This window comes from Nostoc sp. UIC 10890 (genome assembly GCF_054786515.1).
On record NZ_JBSGKF010000001.1, the window covers coordinates 4,999,541 to 5,019,363 of the forward strand.

Sequence of the window (19,823 nt, forward strand, 5' to 3'; positions counted from 1 at the left end):
GGAAAGCTTTTACCGGATTAATGGTAGACTCACGAATTGGATGTCAATAATTTCTACTGTCAGTAGAACAATTAATGATTTACCCAGCGTTTAGCGCGTTTATGCTCATACATAAGCTTATCAGCCTCTTCGATCAATTGTTCTAGTGAAACGTTTTCATTTAAGACGCATTGTGTCACACCAACACTTATAGATAGTTGGTATGAGTGATTATGCTCTTGATTAAAGCGATCAATATTTGATTGTAGTCGAGGATAAAATTCCTCTGTAGTTCGGGAGCAGACAGGAACAAATATGACAAACTCATCTCCTCCTAGACGAGCAATAATATCCGAATCACGGAAGGATTGCTTTAGTAATTCGGCTGTGTCAACGAGCATTTTATCTCCGATTTCATGCCCTAGAGAATCATTAATCTGCTTTAAACCATCTAAATCAACAAACAAAAGACAGCAGAACATTAGTGTGCGTTGGGCAATTTTGAATTGCTGATTTACCAGCCAAAAGAAACCACGTCGATTATATAGCCCTGTCAATTCATCAGTTAAAGATAGCTGCCTTACCTCTGCTTCAGCTTTCAAGCGTTCCTGAATTTCATGCTCTAGGCGTTGATTTTGCTCAAGAAGTTGTTGGTGTTGCTGTTTGATAAGTAACTGATTTCTGACTCGCATTAGCACTTCAAGTTCTTGAAATGGCTTAGTGATATAGTCTTGTCCACCTAATTCAAAAGCCTGCACTTTATCATTGATTTGATCAAGGGCACTAATAAAAATAATCGGAATTTGATCTGTTGTTTTTGATGATTTTAACTGTTGACAAACCTCGTACCCATTCATTTCGGGCATATTAATGTCAAGCAGAATCAGATCCGGTGGATGTCGCTCGGCGGCTTGTAATGCCATTCTCCCGTTGATGGATTTACGGATGATGTAACCCTGCAACTCTAATATTTTGGCTAACAACCGTAGATTATCGGGGGTATCGTCCACGACGAGGATATTCGTTTCCGAAGGGGATTTAAGTAAATTAGCCATAATCTTTTGACTGAGTTTGGGTGAGATTTGCGATCTGCGCTTCTCCTTGCGGAGAGGCTTCGCCAACGCAGCAGCGCTTTGCGATCGCCTCCAGCTCGAAATTATCTACTAGATATTTCAGAGCATTGGCGAGAACTTGCTCCTGGTTGGGGATTTGAGCGATGAGATTGTAGAGTTCGCCATCATTGAGATCCAAAGCTGCTTGATGCACCTGAATAATCCACTCTGGCGACATTACCTGTAAATCTTTGGCTGTTAGGGATTTCTGAATTAAAGTTTGCTGGTCTAACCCCGATAAAGCTTCTTCGCGGTAGCGGTAACGGACTCCTAAGTAGTGTGCAATCTTCTCAAATAGGATAGCTTCTATAAATGGTTTATTGATGTGGTCGTTGCAGCCTGCTTGAATACTGGTGGTGTAGTCTTCCTCAAAGGCATAAGCCGTCACTGCAATAATCACTACCTCTTCACCTACCTCCCTGCCGCGAATTTGCTGGGTAATTTCGTAGCCATCCATCACGGGCATTTGAATGTCCATTAAAATCAGGTGGGGATGCCATTTTTCCCAGAGAGCGATCGCTTCATTTCCGTTCTCGGCAGCACTGACCTCGAACCCAACTGATTCCAATAGCCTGATGAGCAACTGACGATTTTCTTGAAAATCTTCCACCACTAGAATGCGATAAGTGGGTTGTCCGGGTTCTAGACCGATAACAGTGCGAGTCGTTTCCGGCGCGATGATATCTGCTGGGTTGCCCAGACTCAGTAAAACCTCACAAATAAAAGTTGACCCCTGATCCAAGATACTTCGCACTGTAATATCACCACCCATTAAACGGGCAAACTGACGGCTAATCGATAAGCCTAAACCTGTACCTTGAGTATGGCGACCTCGTTCTGTTTGCATAAAGGCTGCAAACACAGTTTCCAGATCAGACTGAGCGATACCACATCCAGTATCTTCAACTTCGACATGAAGGGTGATAATTGGTTTGGAATCATTGGTATCTCTTGAATCAAGTGAGTTGATGCTGTCCACTTTCCCAGTCAAAGCTTCTAATCGCAGAGTGACACTACCTGTTGTCGTAAATTTGATCGCATTGCTTAATAAGTTGAGTAGAATTTGGCGCAGTTTTGATTCGTCACCATACACATAGCGAGGAACGCTGGTATGCTGTTCTGCGATCAAATCAATTCCTTTCTCTAAAGCTTTAAGGGCAACCATATCTCTGATAGAGTGGATTAGTTGCTGCAAATCGAAACAATTTTCCGTTAGCTGTAACTGACCCGCTTCAATTTTGGACATTTCCAAGACATCGTTGATCAAGGTTAGCAAGTGTTCTCCACTGCGACTAATGATGTCTAAATCTTCCTGAAACTCAGATGGAATCTTATCGCTGCGGTTCATCAACTGAGTAAATCCCAAAATGGCATTGAGAGGAGTCCGCAGTTCGTGGCTCATTTTAGCGAGGAATTGGCTTTTGGCACGGTTGGCGATCGCGGCTTGTTCTGCCGCTTCTTCTAGGGCTATCTGGGAAAACTCCAGCAGTGCCAACATTAGCGTATTTCGCATCTCGGTAGCGGCTTCCAGTTCCGCAATCTCCCAAGACAAGGAAGTTTCTTTCACAGTTTCCTTCCACAGTTCAAAGGACTTTCGGGGACACAATTCCATCTCACCAATTTCATTGATTTTCACCGTATCTTGGGGGTTGCCCACCCAATTCACTGTCTGGATTTGCTCTGGTCGAAACCAGATAATGTGGTAAGACTTTTGTTTAACATGATTGAATAAAATTGAAATTGCGAGAATGCCGCTAGCTTGATCTTTAAATGCCTTCGCTTCTGGATATAAACGTGATAGGGAATCAGTCGCAAACACTTGTTCTTCCTGGTGTTGCACCAACCACGTCACCAAATCCTGCACTTGGGTAATCGATGGCGTTTGACCAACTAATGTCAGATGACCATCAAGTGAAATCGCCGCTCCTTGAGCATGAACTAGCTCCAGTAATTGAAAAGTATTTCGGCTCAACACTTGCTCAATAAAATTGGACTCCTGTAATAACATCTGTTGCAGTTCATCCTGAATCCTTTTCACCTGTGTTCGGTAAAAATACAATTGTTGTTCTTGTTTATGCACCAGTTCAATCGAGGCAAACTGTCCTAAAAATTCACAGGCTTTACGAGTTTCATAATCCACTAGTTTCGGGCTGTAGTGGTGACAGGCAATTAATCCCCAGAGGCGTTTGTCGTTGAGCAACGAAATCGTCATCGACCCAGCAACCCCCATATTCTGTAAGTATTCAATGTGATAGTGAGACACTCCTCGTAACAGAGAATTACTCAGATCGAGGGGTGTATCCGTCAGAGGATGGTTGCTGGGAATCAGAGGGATAGGGGTGTAATTGACATCGGGAATGAATCGCATCCACTTGCGGCAAAACAACTTGCGGGCTGGCGTGGGAATATCTGTCGCCATATAGTGCAGTCCCAAGTAGCTTTCTAAATGCCTCTGTTTCTGCTCCGCAATCACCACACCACTATCGTCTGCCTTAAAGCGGTAGATCATAACTCGATCAAACCCAGTCATTGCTTTCACATCTTTGGCAAGGGTTTGAGCCATATTTTTTAGGTTAGTGGCATTACGGAGATTGGCGATCGCTCCTTGCAGGCGGTGATAAAACTGGGTTGAATGGTTGCTGTTGCTGGATTGCTGAGGTTCTAGTTCCAGGATCAACCCATCTACCATCCGGTACATCACACCTCTAAATGTCTGATTTTTCCGTTGCCAATCAGTCTGGGCAACCCTCCGCCGGGTTTTTAGTTGAAACGGATTGCAAAGCTCCAGGTTCTCTTGAGCTAGATACCCAGTAAGTCGTTGCACTTGATCGCCAGAAAACAATCGTTGCAATGGTTGACCCAGCAATCCTTCTGCCGAAATCCCAAAAAACTGTTCCACATTTTCACTAATCTGCAAGATTCTAAGGTGTGGCTCTTGCAGCATCAGCAAGATTCCATGCGGCTGAATATAGCCCGGAGCATACACCGATTCATCACTGCACACTTCTAAAGCCGTAAGTACTGAAGGGGTCAGCGAGGAGAGTGAAATAGGATTTGGTGACTGCATAGCTAAGATAAGCGGTTTTGGAAATCAAAAGTAGTAAATCTAAATTGAAAATTCTCACAAGGTGAATTACCTTGAATCATTTGAATAATTTGCTAAAAATGATACTCAGTAAATGAAAAGCTTTTTCAAAATAGCGATGTCTAGTTGGGCTACATTTACACAAAAATTCCTATCTAAATATAAATTTTTGCTTAACTCCATCTATGTAAAATGCCCATTTGTAGTATTTTTGAAAAAAATATAACCCTTGTATAACAAGGGTTATAAGCAAAAAATGCGACATCATTTTGTGAAATAGCGACATTTAATTTATGAATGGATAAGTGTGTATGAATACGTGGATAAAAAGTTTTACCCGATTAATTCAAGTTGCTATATTTTATTAATGCGGTAAGTCCTAAACTTTATATTTTAATCTCTAACTGAACCGTATTATTTTATATTCAGGACTTCTACCAATTCGTAATTAAGAATTACGAATTACGAATTAGTACAAGTTATATTATTTATGAATTCGCAAGTTGTCGAAAGCGTTCCTGAACTTCTTGAATCGAAAACAAAGTTTCAAACTTCAACCCAGCAGACTGGTACAACTCACCTCCTCCTTGCTGTCGGTCTACCAGTGAAATTACTAGATTTACACTATAACCTGCATCTTTAAGACGCTCAACTGCTTTCAGAGCAGATTGTCCAGTTGTAACCACATCTTCCAAAACTACTACTTTTGCACCTTCTGGTAAACTGGGACCTTCTATATAAGCTCTCGTCCCATAACCCTTGGCTTCCTTGCGAATAATCAGCGCTGGTATCGGTCGGTTTTCATAAACAGAAACTACACTTACTGCTGTCACAATTGGATCAGCCCCCATTGTTAAACCACCTACAGCCTGTGTATCTAAAGGTAATAAAGGAAACAGTAGCCGTCCAACTGCCAAAGCCCCTTGAGGATGTAGTGTCACCTGTGTCTTGTTGACATAATAAGAACTACGTAGCCCAGAAGAGAGGAGAAAATCACCCTCTTGATAAGCAAGTTGGCAAAATAAATCTAGTAGCTTGTGGCGCAAAGTGGTCAAATCAGCAGTGGTTGCCCAAATATCTGAGTGGGTAAGAGTTTCAGTAGGATACGTCATTACAAAACATTAAAAGTTGTGCTACACCAAAGGTTGAACTCATCAGAGTTCTGAACTTAAGCATAAATTAAGATTCGCCCAAAACAAAAATTGAGGAGTGGGAAACGTGCGTATAAAATTCAAACCCCTTGGTGGTTTATTAGTGCTACTTGCTGCTGGTATTGCTTTTCCCTCAGTTGCATCTGCCCAAACGGAAACACCGAAAGCTGAAACTACGAGTGATGTATTTGAACGAGCCTATTTTCGTCACGATCGCAATTTCTACGAAAATAGCAGCCTCAAACGCCAGCTAGACTCATTTCTAGGATCTGGTTCTGGTTTCGGTGGTTCTTTCCCAGAAAATGAAATTGCCCGCGATGCTGAGTTGGTTAACACTTTATATCATGATGTCTTGACTCAGCAAGTTGGCAACGATCCTTATATTCGCACCCCTGATTTACCAAATCCTTATGACACATCACTGATGATGTCTCCTCGTTTGAATAGCAACAAACTCAGAGTAGGAACTGAATTCAGGTTTGAAACCTTACCATCTCGGTAAGATTGGGGAGTAGGGAGTAGGGAGTAGGGAGCAGGGGATAATAATTACTAACCAACATTTCAGCAACGCTCAGTACAAGTTTCGATGCCTATCCCCCATGCCCAATGCCCTGTGTTACTACTTTTTAAAGATTCAGTGCGCCCTGCTGGAATCGAACCAGCCTGAAGACGAATTATGAGTTCGTTGCCTCCCCAATCGGCCAAAGGCGCTTGTTTTGTTGGGTTATGGGTTGCTATGAGTAAATTACTTTAACTCTGATGTCAACCTTATTTGCTAATTTTAGAATGAGGAAAATACCTCATTGCACTGAGTTTAGCCAATTCCATGAATATAGCACAAATTTATCACGTGTGAATACTGGACAAGAGTTTACCAGATTTTTATACTACATAATTTGATCATAGATATAGTGCAAACTAATATTGATTAAGTTCCTTTAAGGATTGAGGTCAAAAGCTTCACTATTCTTAAATAGACCAGCATTCTATTGTGATAGCTTGTCAGCGATGAAAATAAATTCTACTGTACTTCTTACTTTGATTTTGTTAATCCTGATGATGGGAGCAGGTTCTGTGAGCGCACTTCTGGGGTTTGAGCTGGGGAGTTCAGCACTTAAAGGCGTTACCACACCAGATGGGCGACCCACAACCAAATTTGCCAGCAATAAGGCAAATAGCTCTCAACAGGGAGGGCTAGTGCTATTAAAAGAGGAAGAGATACTGAAAATTGTCAAGGCGCGAATTGAGGGTAAGACCAAGGCTGCTAAATCGGAAAAGCTAGAGGAAGATGATGAAGAAACCAATAGCAGCAAACAAAAGCCAGAGGAAAAAACCCCAGAAGTGGTTGAAGAAAAACCCCAGCCAGGTTTTCCGGTTACTGCCCAAAGTGAGGGTGTAACCATGACTGTGGAATCTTTTCGCTACTCCGGTGGTGATTTGCTACTGAAAGTGAAAATGCAGAACAAAGGTAAGGATTCTGTGCGCTTCCTTTATAGTTTTCTAGATGTTAGCGATGATAAAGGACGAACCTTGAGTGCCAGTACAGAGGGTTTACCAACAGAATTGCCTGTAAATGGGCCAGCATTTTCAGGTACAGTGAGCATTCCCACAGCTTTACTTGATGATGTCAAGAAAATATCACTTGCTCTTACTGATTATCCCGCTCAACAATTGAAGCTAGAGGCATTGGATATTCCTGTAGAAAGGTAATTGGCATTGGGCATTGGGCATGGGGCATTGGGCATGGGGCACTTGGAGAGAGGGGAGTAAATTCTCTCTTGTCCCCCCTCATATCCCCCACTCCCCATTCCCCTATTCCCCTAAATGGAGGGCGTGAGTTTTACACGAGCTTTGGTGGTGATTGGTTTTCCTAATTTAATTTGGACAGATGTGGCGCTACGGTTATTGTCAGTGCTACTACTGATTGCCATAAATGCCTTTTTTGTGACAGCGGAATTTTCGATGGTGAGCGTGCGGCGATCGCGTATTCACCAGCTAGTTAAGGCTGGGGATATTCCAGCGATCGCAGTAGAAATGCTACAACGCAGTATTGACCGACTGCTATCTACCACCCAGTTAGGCATTACCCTCTCTAGTTTGGCACTGGGATGGATTGGCGAAAGTACGATTGTCGTGCTGGTAAATGCATGGTTTAAATCCTGGCCTTTACCTAGTGGGATGACTACCTTCCTGGCCCATTCCTTATCAATTCCCATTGCCTTTTTCTTAATTGCCTATTTGCAAATAGTGATCGGAGAATTATGTCCCAAATCCTTAGCCATGCTGTACTCAGAACAGCTAGCGAGGTTTTTGGGGCCTTCGGTAAAAGCGATCGTGCGTTTTTTTGGCCCCTTCATTTGGATTCTTAACCAATCAACTCGTTTTTTATTACGGATTTTTGGCATTCAATACACAGGTCAAGGCTGGCGACCACCTGTAACCCCTGAAGAATTGCAACTGATTATTTCTACAGAATGGGGATCTACTGGTTTACAGCGTGCGGAGCGAGAACTGCTCAATAATGTCTTTGAGTTTGGGGATGTCATGGCCCAAGATGTGATGATCCCTCGCACCAGTATTATCACACTGCCAAAAGATGCTACCTTCCAAACATTACTCAAGGAAATGGCTTCCACTGGTTACTCTCGCTATCCCGTGATTGGTGAATCTTTGGACGATGTTCGCGGCATTGTTTATTTTAAAGATTTGGCACAACCTTTGGCTGTAGGAAACCTAAGTTTAGAGACACAGATCCAACCTTGGATGCGTCCCGCCCGGTTTGTTCCAGAACATACGCCCTTGAGTGAACTTTTGCCCATGATGCAGCAAGAGAAACCCGCTATGGTCATGGTAGTGAATGAATTTGGCGGTACTGTGGGACTAGTGACAATCAAAGATGTCATTGCCGAAATCATTGGCGACGCCGGCGAACCTGAGAGCAGCGACGATTTACTGATTCAGATGTTAGATGAGCAGAAATTTTTGGTGCAGGCACAAATTAACCTTGAAGACCTCAACGAAGTTTTACATCTCGATTTACCCGTGACAAGAGAATACCAAACACTGGGAGGCTTTTTGCTGTATCAGTTACAGAAAATTCCTGTTAAAGGCGAAACCTTCTGTTATGAAAATCTCGAATTCACTGTGGTATCAATTGTTGGCCCACGCCTGCATCAGATTCAACTGCGACGGTTAGAAGAGTTAGGAGTTGAGAGTTAAGAGTTAGGAGTTATGGATTTTAACTCAATATAGTTCAGATAAGACCAAAACACTTGTAGAGACGGCGATTTATCGCGTTTTAACCCAAGCGTACTGGATTTTAACTCTTAACTCCTCACTCCTCACTCAAGAAGCATAGGCCACTGGATCAACAAGTCCCAATTCGGCAAAAGCTGCTAGCCGCAAGCGACAAGAATCACACACGCCGCAGGCGACATCACCACCGGCATAGCAAGACCAAGTTAGTTCCCAAGGAACTCCCAATTGGTTCCCCAGTTGGATGATTTCAGTTTTTTTCAAATCTATTAGGGGTGCAACAATATTAATTGGTTGTCCCTCACGCCCCTGTTTGGTTCCCAGGCGAAAGACTTCCTGCATTGCCTGGATATAATCGGGGCGACAGTCAGGATATCCTGAATAATCTAAGGCGTTGACACCAATATAGACACGCTCTGCTGCGATCGCTTCGGCGTAACCCAGAGCAAAGCTTAAAAAGATGGTATTACGAGCCGGAACATAAGTGACAGGAATATTTTGAGACATTTCATCTAGCGATCGCTCCTGGGGTAAATCAATGGCGTCATCGGTAAGTGCTGAACCACCCCATTGTCGTAAATCAAAATTAACTACCTGATGTTTTGCGATCGCAGCCTTTTGACCAACAGTAAGGGCTGACTGTAACTCTCGTCGGTGTCGCTGCTGGTAATCAAAGGAAATAGCATGACATTCACAGCCATCGGCCTTAGCTTTATACAGAATTGTGGAAGAGTCCAATCCCCCAGATAACAGAATTACAGCTTTCATCTCGATTGCAACTTTTGGATTTCAAATCGCCAAATCAAACCTTAACAAGATCCCAGGAAGCAATACTAAGGATAATTTACACTTAGGTCTTACTGAATTTTTTAAAGCTAATAAAAAGACATATATTTTTTGTAGAAAGTGCAAAATCCCAAGCAAACCCGAAATATCTATACAAAAGATATTTGGATTACGGGAACCGATCACAAACTTTGAAATTCTTCATAAACATAGGCTCTATGTTACCATCTGGATGGTTTTAGACGGATCGTAACCGGCTTTCGAGTATAAACGCCAACGGCCGTAGCGTCTCTAAATTTGGTGGTTGAGGAGAGAATAATAGTGCAAAATAGCATGTCAGTGGCAGAACCGAATCCATATACACAGCGCAACCAGCCACGACCAATCCGCATAGGCGTGATTGGAGTGGGTAACATGGGACAACACCACACTCGCGTGCTGAGTTCAATGAAAGATGTTGAACTAGTCGGAGTGGCAGATATTAACGTCGAGCGAGGATTAGAAACTGCCAGCAAGTACAAGGTGCGTTTTTTTGAAGATTACTGTGACCTGCTACCCCTTGTGGAAGCAGTTTGTGTAGCTGTTCCCACCCGTCTGCACTATGCCGTGGGTATCAACTGTCTGTTAGCGGGAATTCATGTTTTGATTGAAAAACCGATCGCAGCCAGTATTTCTGAGGCAGAGTCTTTAGTAAATGCCGCAGCTGAGTCTGGGTGTATCCTGCAAGTAGGTCATATTGAGCGTTTCAACCCAGCTTTTAAAGAACTGAGCCAAGTGCTGAAAACAGAAGAATTGCTGGCGCTAGAAGCCCACAGAATGAGTCCCTACTCAGATCGGGCAAATGATGTTTCAGTTGTACTGGATTTAATGATCCATGACATCGACTTGCTTTTGGAATTAGCTGCTTCCCCAGTAACAAAATTGACTGCTAGCGGTACTCGCTCCCTAGACTCTGGTTATTTAGATTATGTAACCGCCACCTTGGGGTTTGCCAATGGTATTGTTGCTACTCTGACTGCCAGTAAAGTCACCCACCGAAAAATTCGCCGGATTGTCGCCCATTGCAAAAATTCATTTACTGAGGCAGATTTTCTCAAGAATGAAATTTTGATTCACCGACAAACGGCTGCCAATTCTCTCACCGACCACCGACAAGTACTTTATAGGCAAGATGGTGTGATTGAAAAAGTCTACACCAGCAACATTCAACCCTTAAGTGCAGAATTAGAACATTTTGTCAACTGTGTGCATGGTGGCAATCAACCCTCAGTAGGTGGTGAACAAGCTCTCAAAGCCCTAAGACTGGCAAGTTTAATTGAACAGATGGCGCTGGAAGATCGAGTTTGGAATCCATTAGACTGGCAATCGGAACCAAGGGTACAATCATTGACACCGACAGCCTAGAGCAAGAGGGGATGAGGGGATGAGGGGGACAAGGTAAAATTTTCTCCCTACTCTCCCACAGCCACAACCTCAAAAAAAATCTAAAATATGTTTTTAAATTTGCCATCAAATCTTTAGATCCTCCCAAGTCCTGATTACAAAAGCGACTAAGGGGGATCTAAAAAATTAGAAAACAAAACCTAGTACCGCAAGGCGGAATTAAAAATTAAAAATTAAAAATTAAAAATGAAGACAGCGTAAGGGTTTTGTTGATTGGGAATGGGTGGTTTATTTCCGCCGTGCTGTACTAGTAGTAGTCTGTCCCATTAGTTCTGAAGGGTTATAAAAGTTTGTAGTAAGGACTTTAGTCCTGTATTTTTAAGCACTTAAGTGCTTACTACAAACCTTGCAAAATTAATGGGACAGACCACTACCTTCCATTCGTCTTGCTTTGTTTCTCCGTTGCGATGCCAACTTTAATAATGCAGCAATTTCAGGAATTGACTAAATGCTTGAATGGATAACTAATACTATCAACTATTTTGGCTATTGGGGAATCGCCCTACTGATGTTCCTAGAGAACCTGTTTCCCCCCATTCCTTCAGAATTGATCATGCCACTAGCTGGATTTACAGCAAGTCCATATCAACCAGGAGGGGCAAAGCTAAATATCATTGGTGTGTTTTTCGCAGGACTTTTGGGTTCTGTATTGGGCGCACTTATTTGGTACTATCCAGGTAAGTTTTTGGGCGAAATCCGTTTAAAGCGTTGGGCTGACAAGTATGGCAAATGGTTGGGTATATCTAGTAAAGATATCACCAAGGCCAAAGAGTGGTTTAATCGACAAGGTAGAACAGCAGTATTAATTGGTCGTCTTGTACCGGGAATCCGCACCTTGATTTCTGTTCCCGCAGGGATGAGCAATATGCCCTTGCTACCATTTTTGGTTTACACAACATTCGGTAGCGCTGCTTGGGTGGGTTTGCTAACATACTCAGGATACATATTGGGTAGTCAGTATGAACTTGTGGACAAGTACCTTGCTCCTGTATCCAAAATCGTACTTGGGGGTTTGGCTCTAGCATTTGTTTTCTGGATATTCAAGCGCCAGTTAAGACGTACTAGAAGATAAAACACGGACGCTTTTGGTTTGAAAGCAGTGAAAGCAGGGGTTACATCTGACCAAAATTCGCCTACACTATGCCAAATAATACTAGATGTGCGAAGGCATGAGCTTATCGGAGATATCGCCGGAATTCATTTTTGACGTATTTCTAGCTACACTTGACGCAACCTAGAATTTCTGGTTGCTCGCATTTTTGTAAGATGAGCATGACAACTTTTTACAGTTAAATTTGAACTAGGAGCTTTCATGACAGACCAACCTTCCGCCGCTACCCCAATCAATGCCGCTGCTATACCGATGAATAGGCAGCCGTTAGCATCGACTCCCATCAATGCTGTTAATAATAATCCTCCCAAGACAGGCGGTGTTCCGGGAAAAACCATTCTCAGTGTTGACTTAGGCAGAACTTCCACAAAAACTTGTGTGAGTCGCGAACCCGGTAATGTGGTGTTCGTACCTGCCAACGTCAAGCAGATGTCAATAGAGCAAGTACGCGGTGGTGTTTTTGAAGCCAGAGCCACTGATCCCTTAATGGATTTGTGGCTGGAGTATCAAGGAAATGGATATGCTGTTGGTCAACTAGCAGCCGATTTTGGGGCGAATCTAGGAGTTGGCCAATCTAAGGTAGAAGCTGCACTGGTAAAAGTGTTAGCAAGTGCTGGCTACTTTAAACTCAGAGACGATATCTCAGTAGTACTGGGTCTGCCTTTTCTTTCCTTGGAGCAATTTGAAAAGGAAAAAGCACAATTGATTAGCCAAGTAGGTGGCCCTCATGTGTTGAACTTCCGAGGCGAATCTGTGTCGCTGAACGTCAATAAGGTATGGGTAATGCCAGAAGGTTACGGCAGCTTGCTGTGGTCTGAAGCTCAACCGAAAAAAAGTCCTGGTAGCCCCGATTTTACAAAAATATCGGTGGCGATCGTCGATATTGGACACCAAACCGTCGATCTTTTGATGGTAGATAACTTCCGTTTTGCCAGAGGTGCTTCTAAAAGCGAAGACTTCGGGATGAACAAGTTTTATGAATTGGTGTCCGCCGAAATCGAGGGAGCAGATAGTCAATCTCTAGCACTGATTTCCGCAGTCAACAAACCCAGAGGTGAACGCTTTTACCGTCCTAAAGGCGCTAGCAAGCCCACCAACCTAGATGATTTTCTTCCCAACCTCACAGAGATGTTTTCCCGCGAAATCTGTAGCCGTGTGCTAGCTTGGTTGCCAGAACGCGTCACCGATGTGATTCTTACTGGCGGCGGTGGTGAGTTCTTCTGGGACGACGTTCAACGTCTACTCAAAGAAGCAAAGATTAATGCTCATTTAGCAGCACCTTCCCGTCAGGCGAATGCTTTGGGGCAGTATATTTATGGAGAGGCACAATTATCCTCCAATCGCGCTGCTAGGGCATAAAGCTGATGTTCCAATGGTCAAAAAAGGTAGTTAAATCCGTCACGTTCAACCCAGAGCTTGCTGATGAAAGCTTGTTAGCGCAAGTAGAAAGTTATTTGGAAAAACAACCAGACAAGACTTTCAGCGATCTCTGTAAAGAAGCCTTGTGGCAATCTTTATGTGTACCGGAATCTGTACAACCTGCTCCACAAACAGCAGCAACAACACCGATTGATCAACAAATCGGTGAACTGCAACGTCAAGTGGCTGGACTTGAGGAACGTTTTTTTGCCAAGGGATCTAATCGTTTGGAGGCGATGGAACATCATCTATTGCAACTTTCTCAACAAGTTGCACAACTGGCGCTCATAGTCAACGATCGCTCGTTCGTTCCGTCTCCAACTCAATTAGAAGTAGTAAATAATACTTCTTATACTGTTGCTACCCCTCCTCAAGAGGTTGACCCCGTAATCAGTCGCCTTAGTCAGTTTCTCGATGATTTTTAAGAAACCATCAAGTTTGTGAGCAGTTTTTGCTCATGTTAACAATCCTTAATAGTTAATACTATTAAGGATTATTAATGTTTATATATGGAAATATTGGGATTATTGAGATTTGTATAGATGGGGCGATCGCTCATAACTGAAACAGCAGATTTTACCCAATAGTAACTGTGAGCAATAACCTAAAAATACCGGACTTTGATGCCAATCTGATCGTGTCCGAAACTGAAAATATTGCCAAATTTCATGCTGGGATGTTCTGGAATGATTCTGTAAAAACAGTTTTATCCGTCTGTTGTAATTCGCCTGAATTATTTCCATATTTAAAAGTATGCAATTCTCGCTTAGATTACATTACTAAGTGGTTAAATAAGTATTTTGGCGGTTATAATAATCGAGCCTCAAAGCGAACTAGTAAGAAGATAGGCACTGTCTTTGACAAAATTATCGACACACAGCCTGAATTAAATATACAATTTTCTAGAATCCTCAAGTCTGCTTCATGTTAACGATAGATACCTGCAATTCTAATAGTGTAAGCTTTTTGAAACAGTATGTTACAAAGACGCTATTCGCTTTATAAATGTGGGAGGCTTAAACGGGTTTATCGTTAGACATTGCATTTGTACAATACACAAATTGGCTCACTTTTGTCTTGAATATTATTAGTACATATTTTTACTAGATTCTTTTTTTACTCTGCACACTGTATAAATGCTAGAATCCTCAAGTAGACAGTTAGGATACCTAGATGCCAGTTGTAGCTAACTCAATCAAGTTTGGTACAGACGGCTGGCGGGGCGTTATTGGTGACGAGTTCACCTTTGAACGCCTAGCCCTGGTCGCGCCAGTTGCCGCAAAAGTATTATATGATACGTATTTTTCTACAGTGGGTAGCCGGACAATAATTGTCGGTTACGATCGCCGATTCATGGCAGAAGACTTTGCTCGTGCTGTCGCCGATACTGTCAGTGCTGTCGGCTTTGATGTGCTACTGAGCGAAACTTATGCCCCAACCCCAGCTTATAGTTGGGCAGCAAAAGAACTCAATGCTTTAGGGGCACTGGTAATTACAGCCAGCCATAACCCTGGCTCATATTTGGGTTTAAAAGTCAAGGGTTATTTTGGTGGATCAGTACCACCAGAAGTCACAAAAGAGATAGAAGCGCAGTTGTCGGTTGGAGTACCATTAGCAGCTACCCCAGGTAAGCAAGAGAAATTCGATCCTTGGCCCAGTTATACCCAAGCGCTAGAAGGTAAAGTTGATATTGCCAAACTTCGAGAAGCGATCGCATCTGGTAAATTAACGTTATTTGCCGATGTCATGCATGGCGCTGCTGCTAGTGGATTGGCGAGACTACTAGGCAATCAAGTCAAAGAAATCAACTCAGAACGCGATCCCCTATTTGGTGGCGGTGCGCCGGAACCCTTACCAAAATACCTTTCAAAGCTATTTGAAGTCATCAAGACTCACCGAGAAACCGATAAATCAGGTTTAACGGTGGGGTTGGTATTTGATGGAGACTGCGATCGCATTGCAGCAGTAGATGGAGAAGCCAACTTCCTAAGTTCTCAAGTATTAATCCCGATATTAATCGACCATTTAACCCTGCGGCGCGACTTTAAGGGTGAAATAGTTAAAACTGTTAGTGGTTCCGACTTAATGCCGCTTGTAGCAGCACTACATAACCTGTCAGTCTTTGAGACCGCAGTTGGTTATAAATATATCGCTGACAGAATGTTAGTAGCAAAAGTTTTACTGGGTGGCGAGGAGTCGGGTGGAATTGGCTATGGTAGTCATATTCCCGAACGTGATGCCCTATTATCAGCATTGTACGTACTAGAAGCGATTGTAGAATCTGGTTTGGATTTAGGTGAATATTATCGCTACTTGCAGAAACAAACAGGGTTTACCTCAGCATACGATCGCATTGATTTACCCTTAGCAAGTATGGAAGTGCGATCGCGTCTTTTGCAACAACTGCAAACCCAACCATTGACGGAAATCGCAGGGAAAGCAGTGATTGATTGCCAAACAATTGACGGCTACAAGTATCGCCTCGCTGATAAAAGCTGGTTAATGATTCGATTTAGCGGGACTGAACCAGTTTTACGCCTATACTGCGAAGCCTCGACAATTGAGCAAGTGCATCAAACTCTTGCTTGGGCGAAACAGTGGGCAGAGTAAAATTCATTATTAGTCATTAGTCCTTTGTCCTTTGTCCTTGGTAAATGACCAATGACTAATGACCAATTACCAATGACTAATGACCAATGACTAAATTACTTGTAGTAGCCACAGGAAATCCAGGTAAGTTGCGGGAAATGCAAGCTTATCTGGAAAATTCTGGTTGGGAATTAACCCTCAAACCTGAAGAATTGGAAATTGAAGAGACGGGCGAAACTTTTGCCGCCAATGCTTGTCTGAAAGCGTCACAAATTGCTAAAGCTACGGGAAACTGGGCAATTGCTGATGATTCAGGCTTGCAAGTAGATGCGCTGAATGGCTCACCAGGGGTGTATTCTGCACGTTACGCCAAAACCGACTCAGAACGCATTGCTAGGATATTGAGCGAATTAGGCAACGAGGAAAATCGGCAAGCTCAATTTGTTTGTGCAGTAGCGATCGCTCGTCCTGATGGTGCGATCATATTACAATCTGAAGGTATTTGTCGCGGCGAAATTCTCCATGCACCTCGTGGTGATAGTGGTTTCGGCTATGACCCAATTTTTTATGTACAAGAGTTGCAATTGACCTTTGCTGAAATGACAAAAGAGTTAAAAAGGTCAATTAGCCATAGAGGGAAGGCTTTTAAAGCTTTACTTCCGCAACTAGAGAGAGTTAGGAGTTAGGAGTTAGGAGCTAGAAGTTAGGAGTTAGGATTTATGAATTATGCTAAATCTTCATTCATTAGTCCTGACTCACAACTCATAACTCTTGTACAGACGCGATTAATCGCGTCTCTACTCCTAACTTTTTAAACTGCTTCAGTGTTCTTTTCGCCGGTACGAATCCGAATCACTTGTTCAACAGGCGAGATGAAAATTTTACCATCACCAATTTCACCAGTGCGGGCAGCAGCAATAATTTTGTCCACCACCATATCAACCTGATTGTCGTCAACTACGATTTCCACTTTGAGTTTTTGCAGAAACTCAACGGTGTACTCAGAACCGCGATACCGTTCAGTTTGGCCTTTCTGCCGTCCGAACCCCCGGACTTCAGAAACAGTCATACCGACAATACCAGCGTTAACTAAGGCAATTTTTACCTCATCTAGCTTAAATGGGCGGATAATAGCTTCTACTTTTTTCATCTTCTTTACTCCTGACTTCTACTAGCTTCGTTTATATATCTAACCAGATCCGCTGTCTGAAGCTGTAACTAGCAGTGCTTTTCCTAAAAGATATGTAATAATTGCCACTTTTTTAAAATGTAGATGCTTTGCTTGATGGTTTGGGACATGAGAACCAGCAAAGATTTAGAGAAACACTAGGTAAGCGTAAAACTCAGTCCCTTTAGGGATGAGATATAAGCGACGGCTCGACTGAGCATTCGCCAAAGCCTCGTGTAGTTTTAACCACCATGATTTTTAGACCAGAGAGTGCCAATAACTTGGATAATCTTTGAGCTTCTAACATAAAGAAGTTTCTGTCAATTTAGCATTTTATGTAGCTTTTATAACCTAAAAATAAATTAACTCCACTATTTAGCAGATTTGTTTGGATATTTAGAGAGTGATTGTAGACAAATTGCATAGTAGCCCGAAAGACTGCTGCTGCTGACTGTGGGAGTGTCAACTAACGTTTCTGATGTTCAAACAAGGGACGCACAACGAAATATCCAGCACTAAAGGCAGTAAGCATGATTAACAAGATGGTAATAATTAACCACCAACCATTGAGTCCCTTGGCATCTGGCTCAGTAGTGGAATAATAACTTACTTGTTGTTCTTCTATAAAAACTTGTTCTGGTATCGGGAAATTCATTTCCATTACAGGTGTAGAAAAGTCTTGGCGGCGGCTTTTTTCGGGTGCGGCTTTGGGCACAACGGGTGGATGTGAACGAGAAACCTGCTGAGGTGGACGCCCTTGTGTTACAGGCTGTTTGGCGGCATTTTTAACGTCGCTAACAGCTTGGGTAGCTTGATGATAATTAGGTGTAGCATGGGAATCCACAAAATTTTGCAAGCGAGAAAAAGACTCAACGACTTTGGTAATTTCTTGACGTAATAGTTGATTTTCTTGTGCTAGTTGCTGATTTTGGGTGGTGAGTGCATTTAGCCTCGCCTGTGCTGCTTGCAACTCTGTTGACAATTCCCTGTATACAGATAGTGGTACAGAGGGAGGGTAGGCTTGAGTAGTCGGTGTTGGCGAATTTCTGTGAACAGAACCTATGGTTGTTCGCATCGGGGGCTTGGTATTAAAAATCAAGGTAATTAGATCGTACAGAGATGCTAACAGAGATAGTCACCCCTGAAACTATGCCCAAGAATAATAGAAAAATATCGAAAGGGCAAAGATTTTTTATTGGGGGATTGGGGATTGGGGATTGGGTATTAAGAAAACTTTTCCCTAGTCCCTAGTCCCTAGTCCCCAACAATGGGAAGAAGTGTCCTACAGGGCCTTGCCCTTCGCCAATATCTAGAGCGTAAGTGAGTGCAGTAGTTACATACTCCTTTGCTTGTTGCACCGCCTGCCACAAGTCTTTTCCCTTAGCCAGATTAGCAGCGATCGCAGCCGATAGTGTACAACCAGTACCGTGGGTATTTTTTGTCTCTACTTGCTGGCAAGTCAAAACTTCCAACTTATCGCCATCAAACCAGATATCAACGCCACGTAAATCTCCTTTCATACCTCCGCCCTTGACTAAAACAGCCTTCGTCCTTAAAGTCTTGTGAATAATTTCAGCAGCAGCTTTCATATCCTCCAAGGAATTAATTTGTAAACCGCTCAAAATCTGGGCTTCATAGCGATTGGGCGTGATTATAACCGCCTTGGGAATCAGGGTATGGCACAGAGTCTTCACAGCATCATCATCAATCAATTGTGCTCCTGTACGTGACACCATTACTGGATCAACTACTAGATTATTGATTTGTAAAGCTTCCACCTGCTGGGCAACAGCAAAGATAATTTCTTGATTGAGCAACATTCCCGTTTTGGCAGCTTGTACGCCAATATCCTCAACTACTGCCTGAATTTGCGCTACAACAGCCTTCATTGGCATAGCATCAACCCTCCTCACTCCTAGAGTGTTTTGTGCCGTGACACAGGTTATAGCGCTAGTACCGTGGACACAGTGAAAAGCAAAGGTGCGTAAATCGGCTTGAATTCCTGCACCGCCACCGCTATCTGAACCAGCAATGGTTAAAGCAACAGGTATTCTGGAGTTTATTGCAGTATTCATAATTATGAAGATTAAGTAAGTTAACGCCATCAAACCAAACTATCTCAAAGATTGGCTCTCTAGGCTAAAACCCTATTCCCTCCTACCCGATCGCAACGATAAACATTTACGGCAACCTGACTTGATAGTGCTGACTAGAGAGTGCTGAGTAAAAAATACTAGTCCCCAGTCCCCAATCCCCAATCCCAATCTCTAATCCCCAGTCCTCAAATTTTTAGAGAAACTTCATCAAATTCTTGCACAAAGCGCTCTCTATTCCCATATCACTCAGGAAATTAACAGGACTCACCACGACACTTCCATAGAGTTTTTGTTTTTGTTGTAAAAAAACTTACCACATTACGGGCATTCACTGATATCAAGTGCTGTTTGTAAAGGTTACTTTTAACTAAGTTCACAACAAGATATCAGTTACACCGCTTAAAAACAGGTTCGACTCAGTTGTTACATTAATCCCCTTAAGTTAAGGGGTCAACCTACTAAAGTTTCAAGCAAAATTTAACTTTGGCCACTGTAACTTTAAGTCCCAAGTTATCAGTCAGGGGTGTATTTTACCATGCCTATTTGGCAATCTCCTGACCTAAGACAACGGATAAAGTCCAGAGGAATTACCATGCAAAATTATGATCGCTGTATCGAATATGGCAGAT

General features: G+C 42.8%; 17 protein-coding genes and 1 tRNA gene. 10 read left to right on the forward strand and 8 right to left on the reverse strand.

Going from position 1 to position 19,823, the window contains the following annotated elements:
• Positions 1–71: 71 nt before the first annotated feature.
• From ACWATR_RS20650 to pyrE, 3 genes are all read right to left on the reverse strand, one after another.
• The gene (locus ACWATR_RS20650) at positions 72–1,034 is read right to left on the reverse strand and encodes a GGDEF domain-containing response regulator (protein ID WP_460336406.1); all 963 of its coding nucleotides are present in this window, start codon (positions 1,032–1,034) and stop codon (positions 72–74) included.
• The gene (locus ACWATR_RS20655; protein WP_460336408.1) at positions 1,027–4,158 is read right to left on the reverse strand and encodes a response regulator; all 3,132 of its coding nucleotides are present in this window, start codon (positions 4,156–4,158) and stop codon (positions 1,027–1,029) included. The genes ACWATR_RS20650 and ACWATR_RS20655 overlap by 8 nt, the downstream gene beginning before the upstream one ends.
• Positions 4,159–4,664: 506 nt before the next feature.
• Complete coding sequence (gene pyrE / locus ACWATR_RS20660) at positions 4,665–5,288, reverse strand: orotate phosphoribosyltransferase (RefSeq protein WP_460336411.1); 624 nt, start codon at positions 5,286–5,288, stop codon at positions 4,665–4,667.
• A 106-nt stretch (positions 5,289–5,394) separates the two neighbouring features.
• Here pyrE and ACWATR_RS20665 point away from each other — a divergent pair, with 106 nt between their 5' ends.
• On the forward strand, positions 5,395–5,829 hold the full coding sequence (locus tag ACWATR_RS20665; protein ID WP_460336414.1) for a hypothetical protein: 435 nt from the start codon (positions 5,395–5,397) through the stop codon (positions 5,827–5,829).
• A gap of 136 nt (positions 5,830–5,965) precedes the next feature.
• On the opposite strand, the gene ACWATR_RS20670 is transcribed toward ACWATR_RS20665, so the two are convergent.
• Positions 5,966–6,038: transfer RNA gene (locus ACWATR_RS20670), tRNA-Ile, on the reverse strand.
• A 297-nt stretch (positions 6,039–6,335) separates the two neighbouring features.
• Between ACWATR_RS20670 and ACWATR_RS20675 the strand changes: the two genes are divergently transcribed.
• Positions 6,336–7,037, forward strand: coding sequence for a hypothetical protein (locus ACWATR_RS20675; protein WP_460336417.1), 702 nt, complete (start codon positions 6,336–6,338; stop codon positions 7,035–7,037).
• A gap of 114 nt (positions 7,038–7,151) precedes the next feature.
• The gene (locus ACWATR_RS20680) at positions 7,152–8,546 is read left to right on the forward strand and encodes a hemolysin family protein (RefSeq protein ID WP_460336420.1); all 1,395 of its coding nucleotides are present in this window, start codon (positions 7,152–7,154) and stop codon (positions 8,544–8,546) included.
• Positions 8,547–8,672: 126 nt separating this feature from the next.
• Here the strand turns inward: ACWATR_RS20680 and queC are convergent, their stop codons facing one another.
• Positions 8,673–9,350, reverse strand: a complete 678-nt coding sequence (queC, locus tag ACWATR_RS20685; RefSeq protein WP_460336423.1) for a 7-cyano-7-deazaguanine synthase QueC — start codon at positions 9,348–9,350, stop codon at positions 8,673–8,675.
• A gap of 339 nt (positions 9,351–9,689) precedes the next feature.
• On the opposite strand from queC, the gene ACWATR_RS20690 reads away from it, so the two are divergent.
• The 7 genes from ACWATR_RS20690 (at position 9,690) to rdgB (ending at position 16,616) form a co-directional block, all read left to right on the forward strand.
• Positions 9,690–10,772: a Gfo/Idh/MocA family protein gene (locus ACWATR_RS20690; RefSeq protein ID WP_069068972.1), complete on the forward strand. Its 1,083-nt coding sequence runs from the start codon at positions 9,690–9,692 to the stop codon at positions 10,770–10,772.
• A 487-nt stretch (positions 10,773–11,259) separates the two neighbouring features.
• Positions 11,260–11,883 carry a DedA family protein gene (locus ACWATR_RS20695; protein WP_460336427.1) on the forward strand — a complete coding sequence of 208 codons (624 nt, stop codon included), beginning with the start codon at positions 11,260–11,262 and terminating at the stop codon, positions 11,881–11,883.
• A 240-nt stretch (positions 11,884–12,123) separates the two neighbouring features.
• Positions 12,124–13,281: a filament morphology actin-like protein FcmB gene (fcmB, locus tag ACWATR_RS20700; protein ID WP_069068970.1), complete on the forward strand. Its 1,158-nt coding sequence runs from the start codon at positions 12,124–12,126 to the stop codon at positions 13,279–13,281.
• Positions 13,282–13,286: 5 nt separating this feature from the next.
• Positions 13,287–13,766, forward strand: a complete 480-nt coding sequence (gene fcmC, locus ACWATR_RS20705) for a filament morphology membrane protein FcmC (RefSeq protein WP_460336430.1) — start codon at positions 13,287–13,289, stop codon at positions 13,764–13,766.
• Positions 13,767–13,933: 167 nt separating this feature from the next.
• Positions 13,934–14,272, forward strand: coding sequence for a hypothetical protein (locus ACWATR_RS20710; protein WP_460336433.1), 339 nt, complete (start codon positions 13,934–13,936; stop codon positions 14,270–14,272).
• A 242-nt stretch (positions 14,273–14,514) separates the two neighbouring features.
• Positions 14,515–15,951 (forward strand): phosphoglucomutase/phosphomannomutase family protein, encoded by a 1,437-nt coding sequence (locus ACWATR_RS20715; protein WP_460336435.1) that lies wholly within the window; start codon positions 14,515–14,517, stop codon positions 15,949–15,951.
• A gap of 86 nt (positions 15,952–16,037) precedes the next feature.
• The gene (rdgB, locus tag ACWATR_RS20720; protein WP_460336438.1) at positions 16,038–16,616 is read left to right on the forward strand and encodes an RdgB/HAM1 family non-canonical purine NTP pyrophosphatase; all 579 of its coding nucleotides are present in this window, start codon (positions 16,038–16,040) and stop codon (positions 16,614–16,616) included.
• 125 nt (positions 16,617–16,741) lie between these two features.
• Here rdgB and ACWATR_RS20725 read toward each other — a convergent pair whose 3' ends face one another.
• The 3 genes from ACWATR_RS20725 to thiD all read right to left on the reverse strand — a co-directional run bounded on the left by ACWATR_RS20725 (position 16,742) and on the right by thiD (position 19,173).
• On the reverse strand, positions 16,742–17,080 hold the full coding sequence (locus ACWATR_RS20725) for a P-II family nitrogen regulator (protein ID WP_012410794.1): 339 nt from the start codon (positions 17,078–17,080) through the stop codon (positions 16,742–16,744).
• A gap of 484 nt (positions 17,081–17,564) precedes the next feature.
• Positions 17,565–18,173, reverse strand: a complete 609-nt coding sequence (locus tag ACWATR_RS20730; protein ID WP_460336441.1) for a hypothetical protein — start codon at positions 18,171–18,173, stop codon at positions 17,565–17,567.
• 172 nt (positions 18,174–18,345) lie between these two features.
• A complete protein-coding gene (gene thiD / locus ACWATR_RS20735; protein WP_460336444.1) occupies positions 18,346–19,173 on the reverse strand; it encodes a bifunctional hydroxymethylpyrimidine kinase/phosphomethylpyrimidine kinase in 828 nt (275 codons plus the stop codon).
• Positions 19,174–19,823 lie beyond the last annotated feature (650 nt).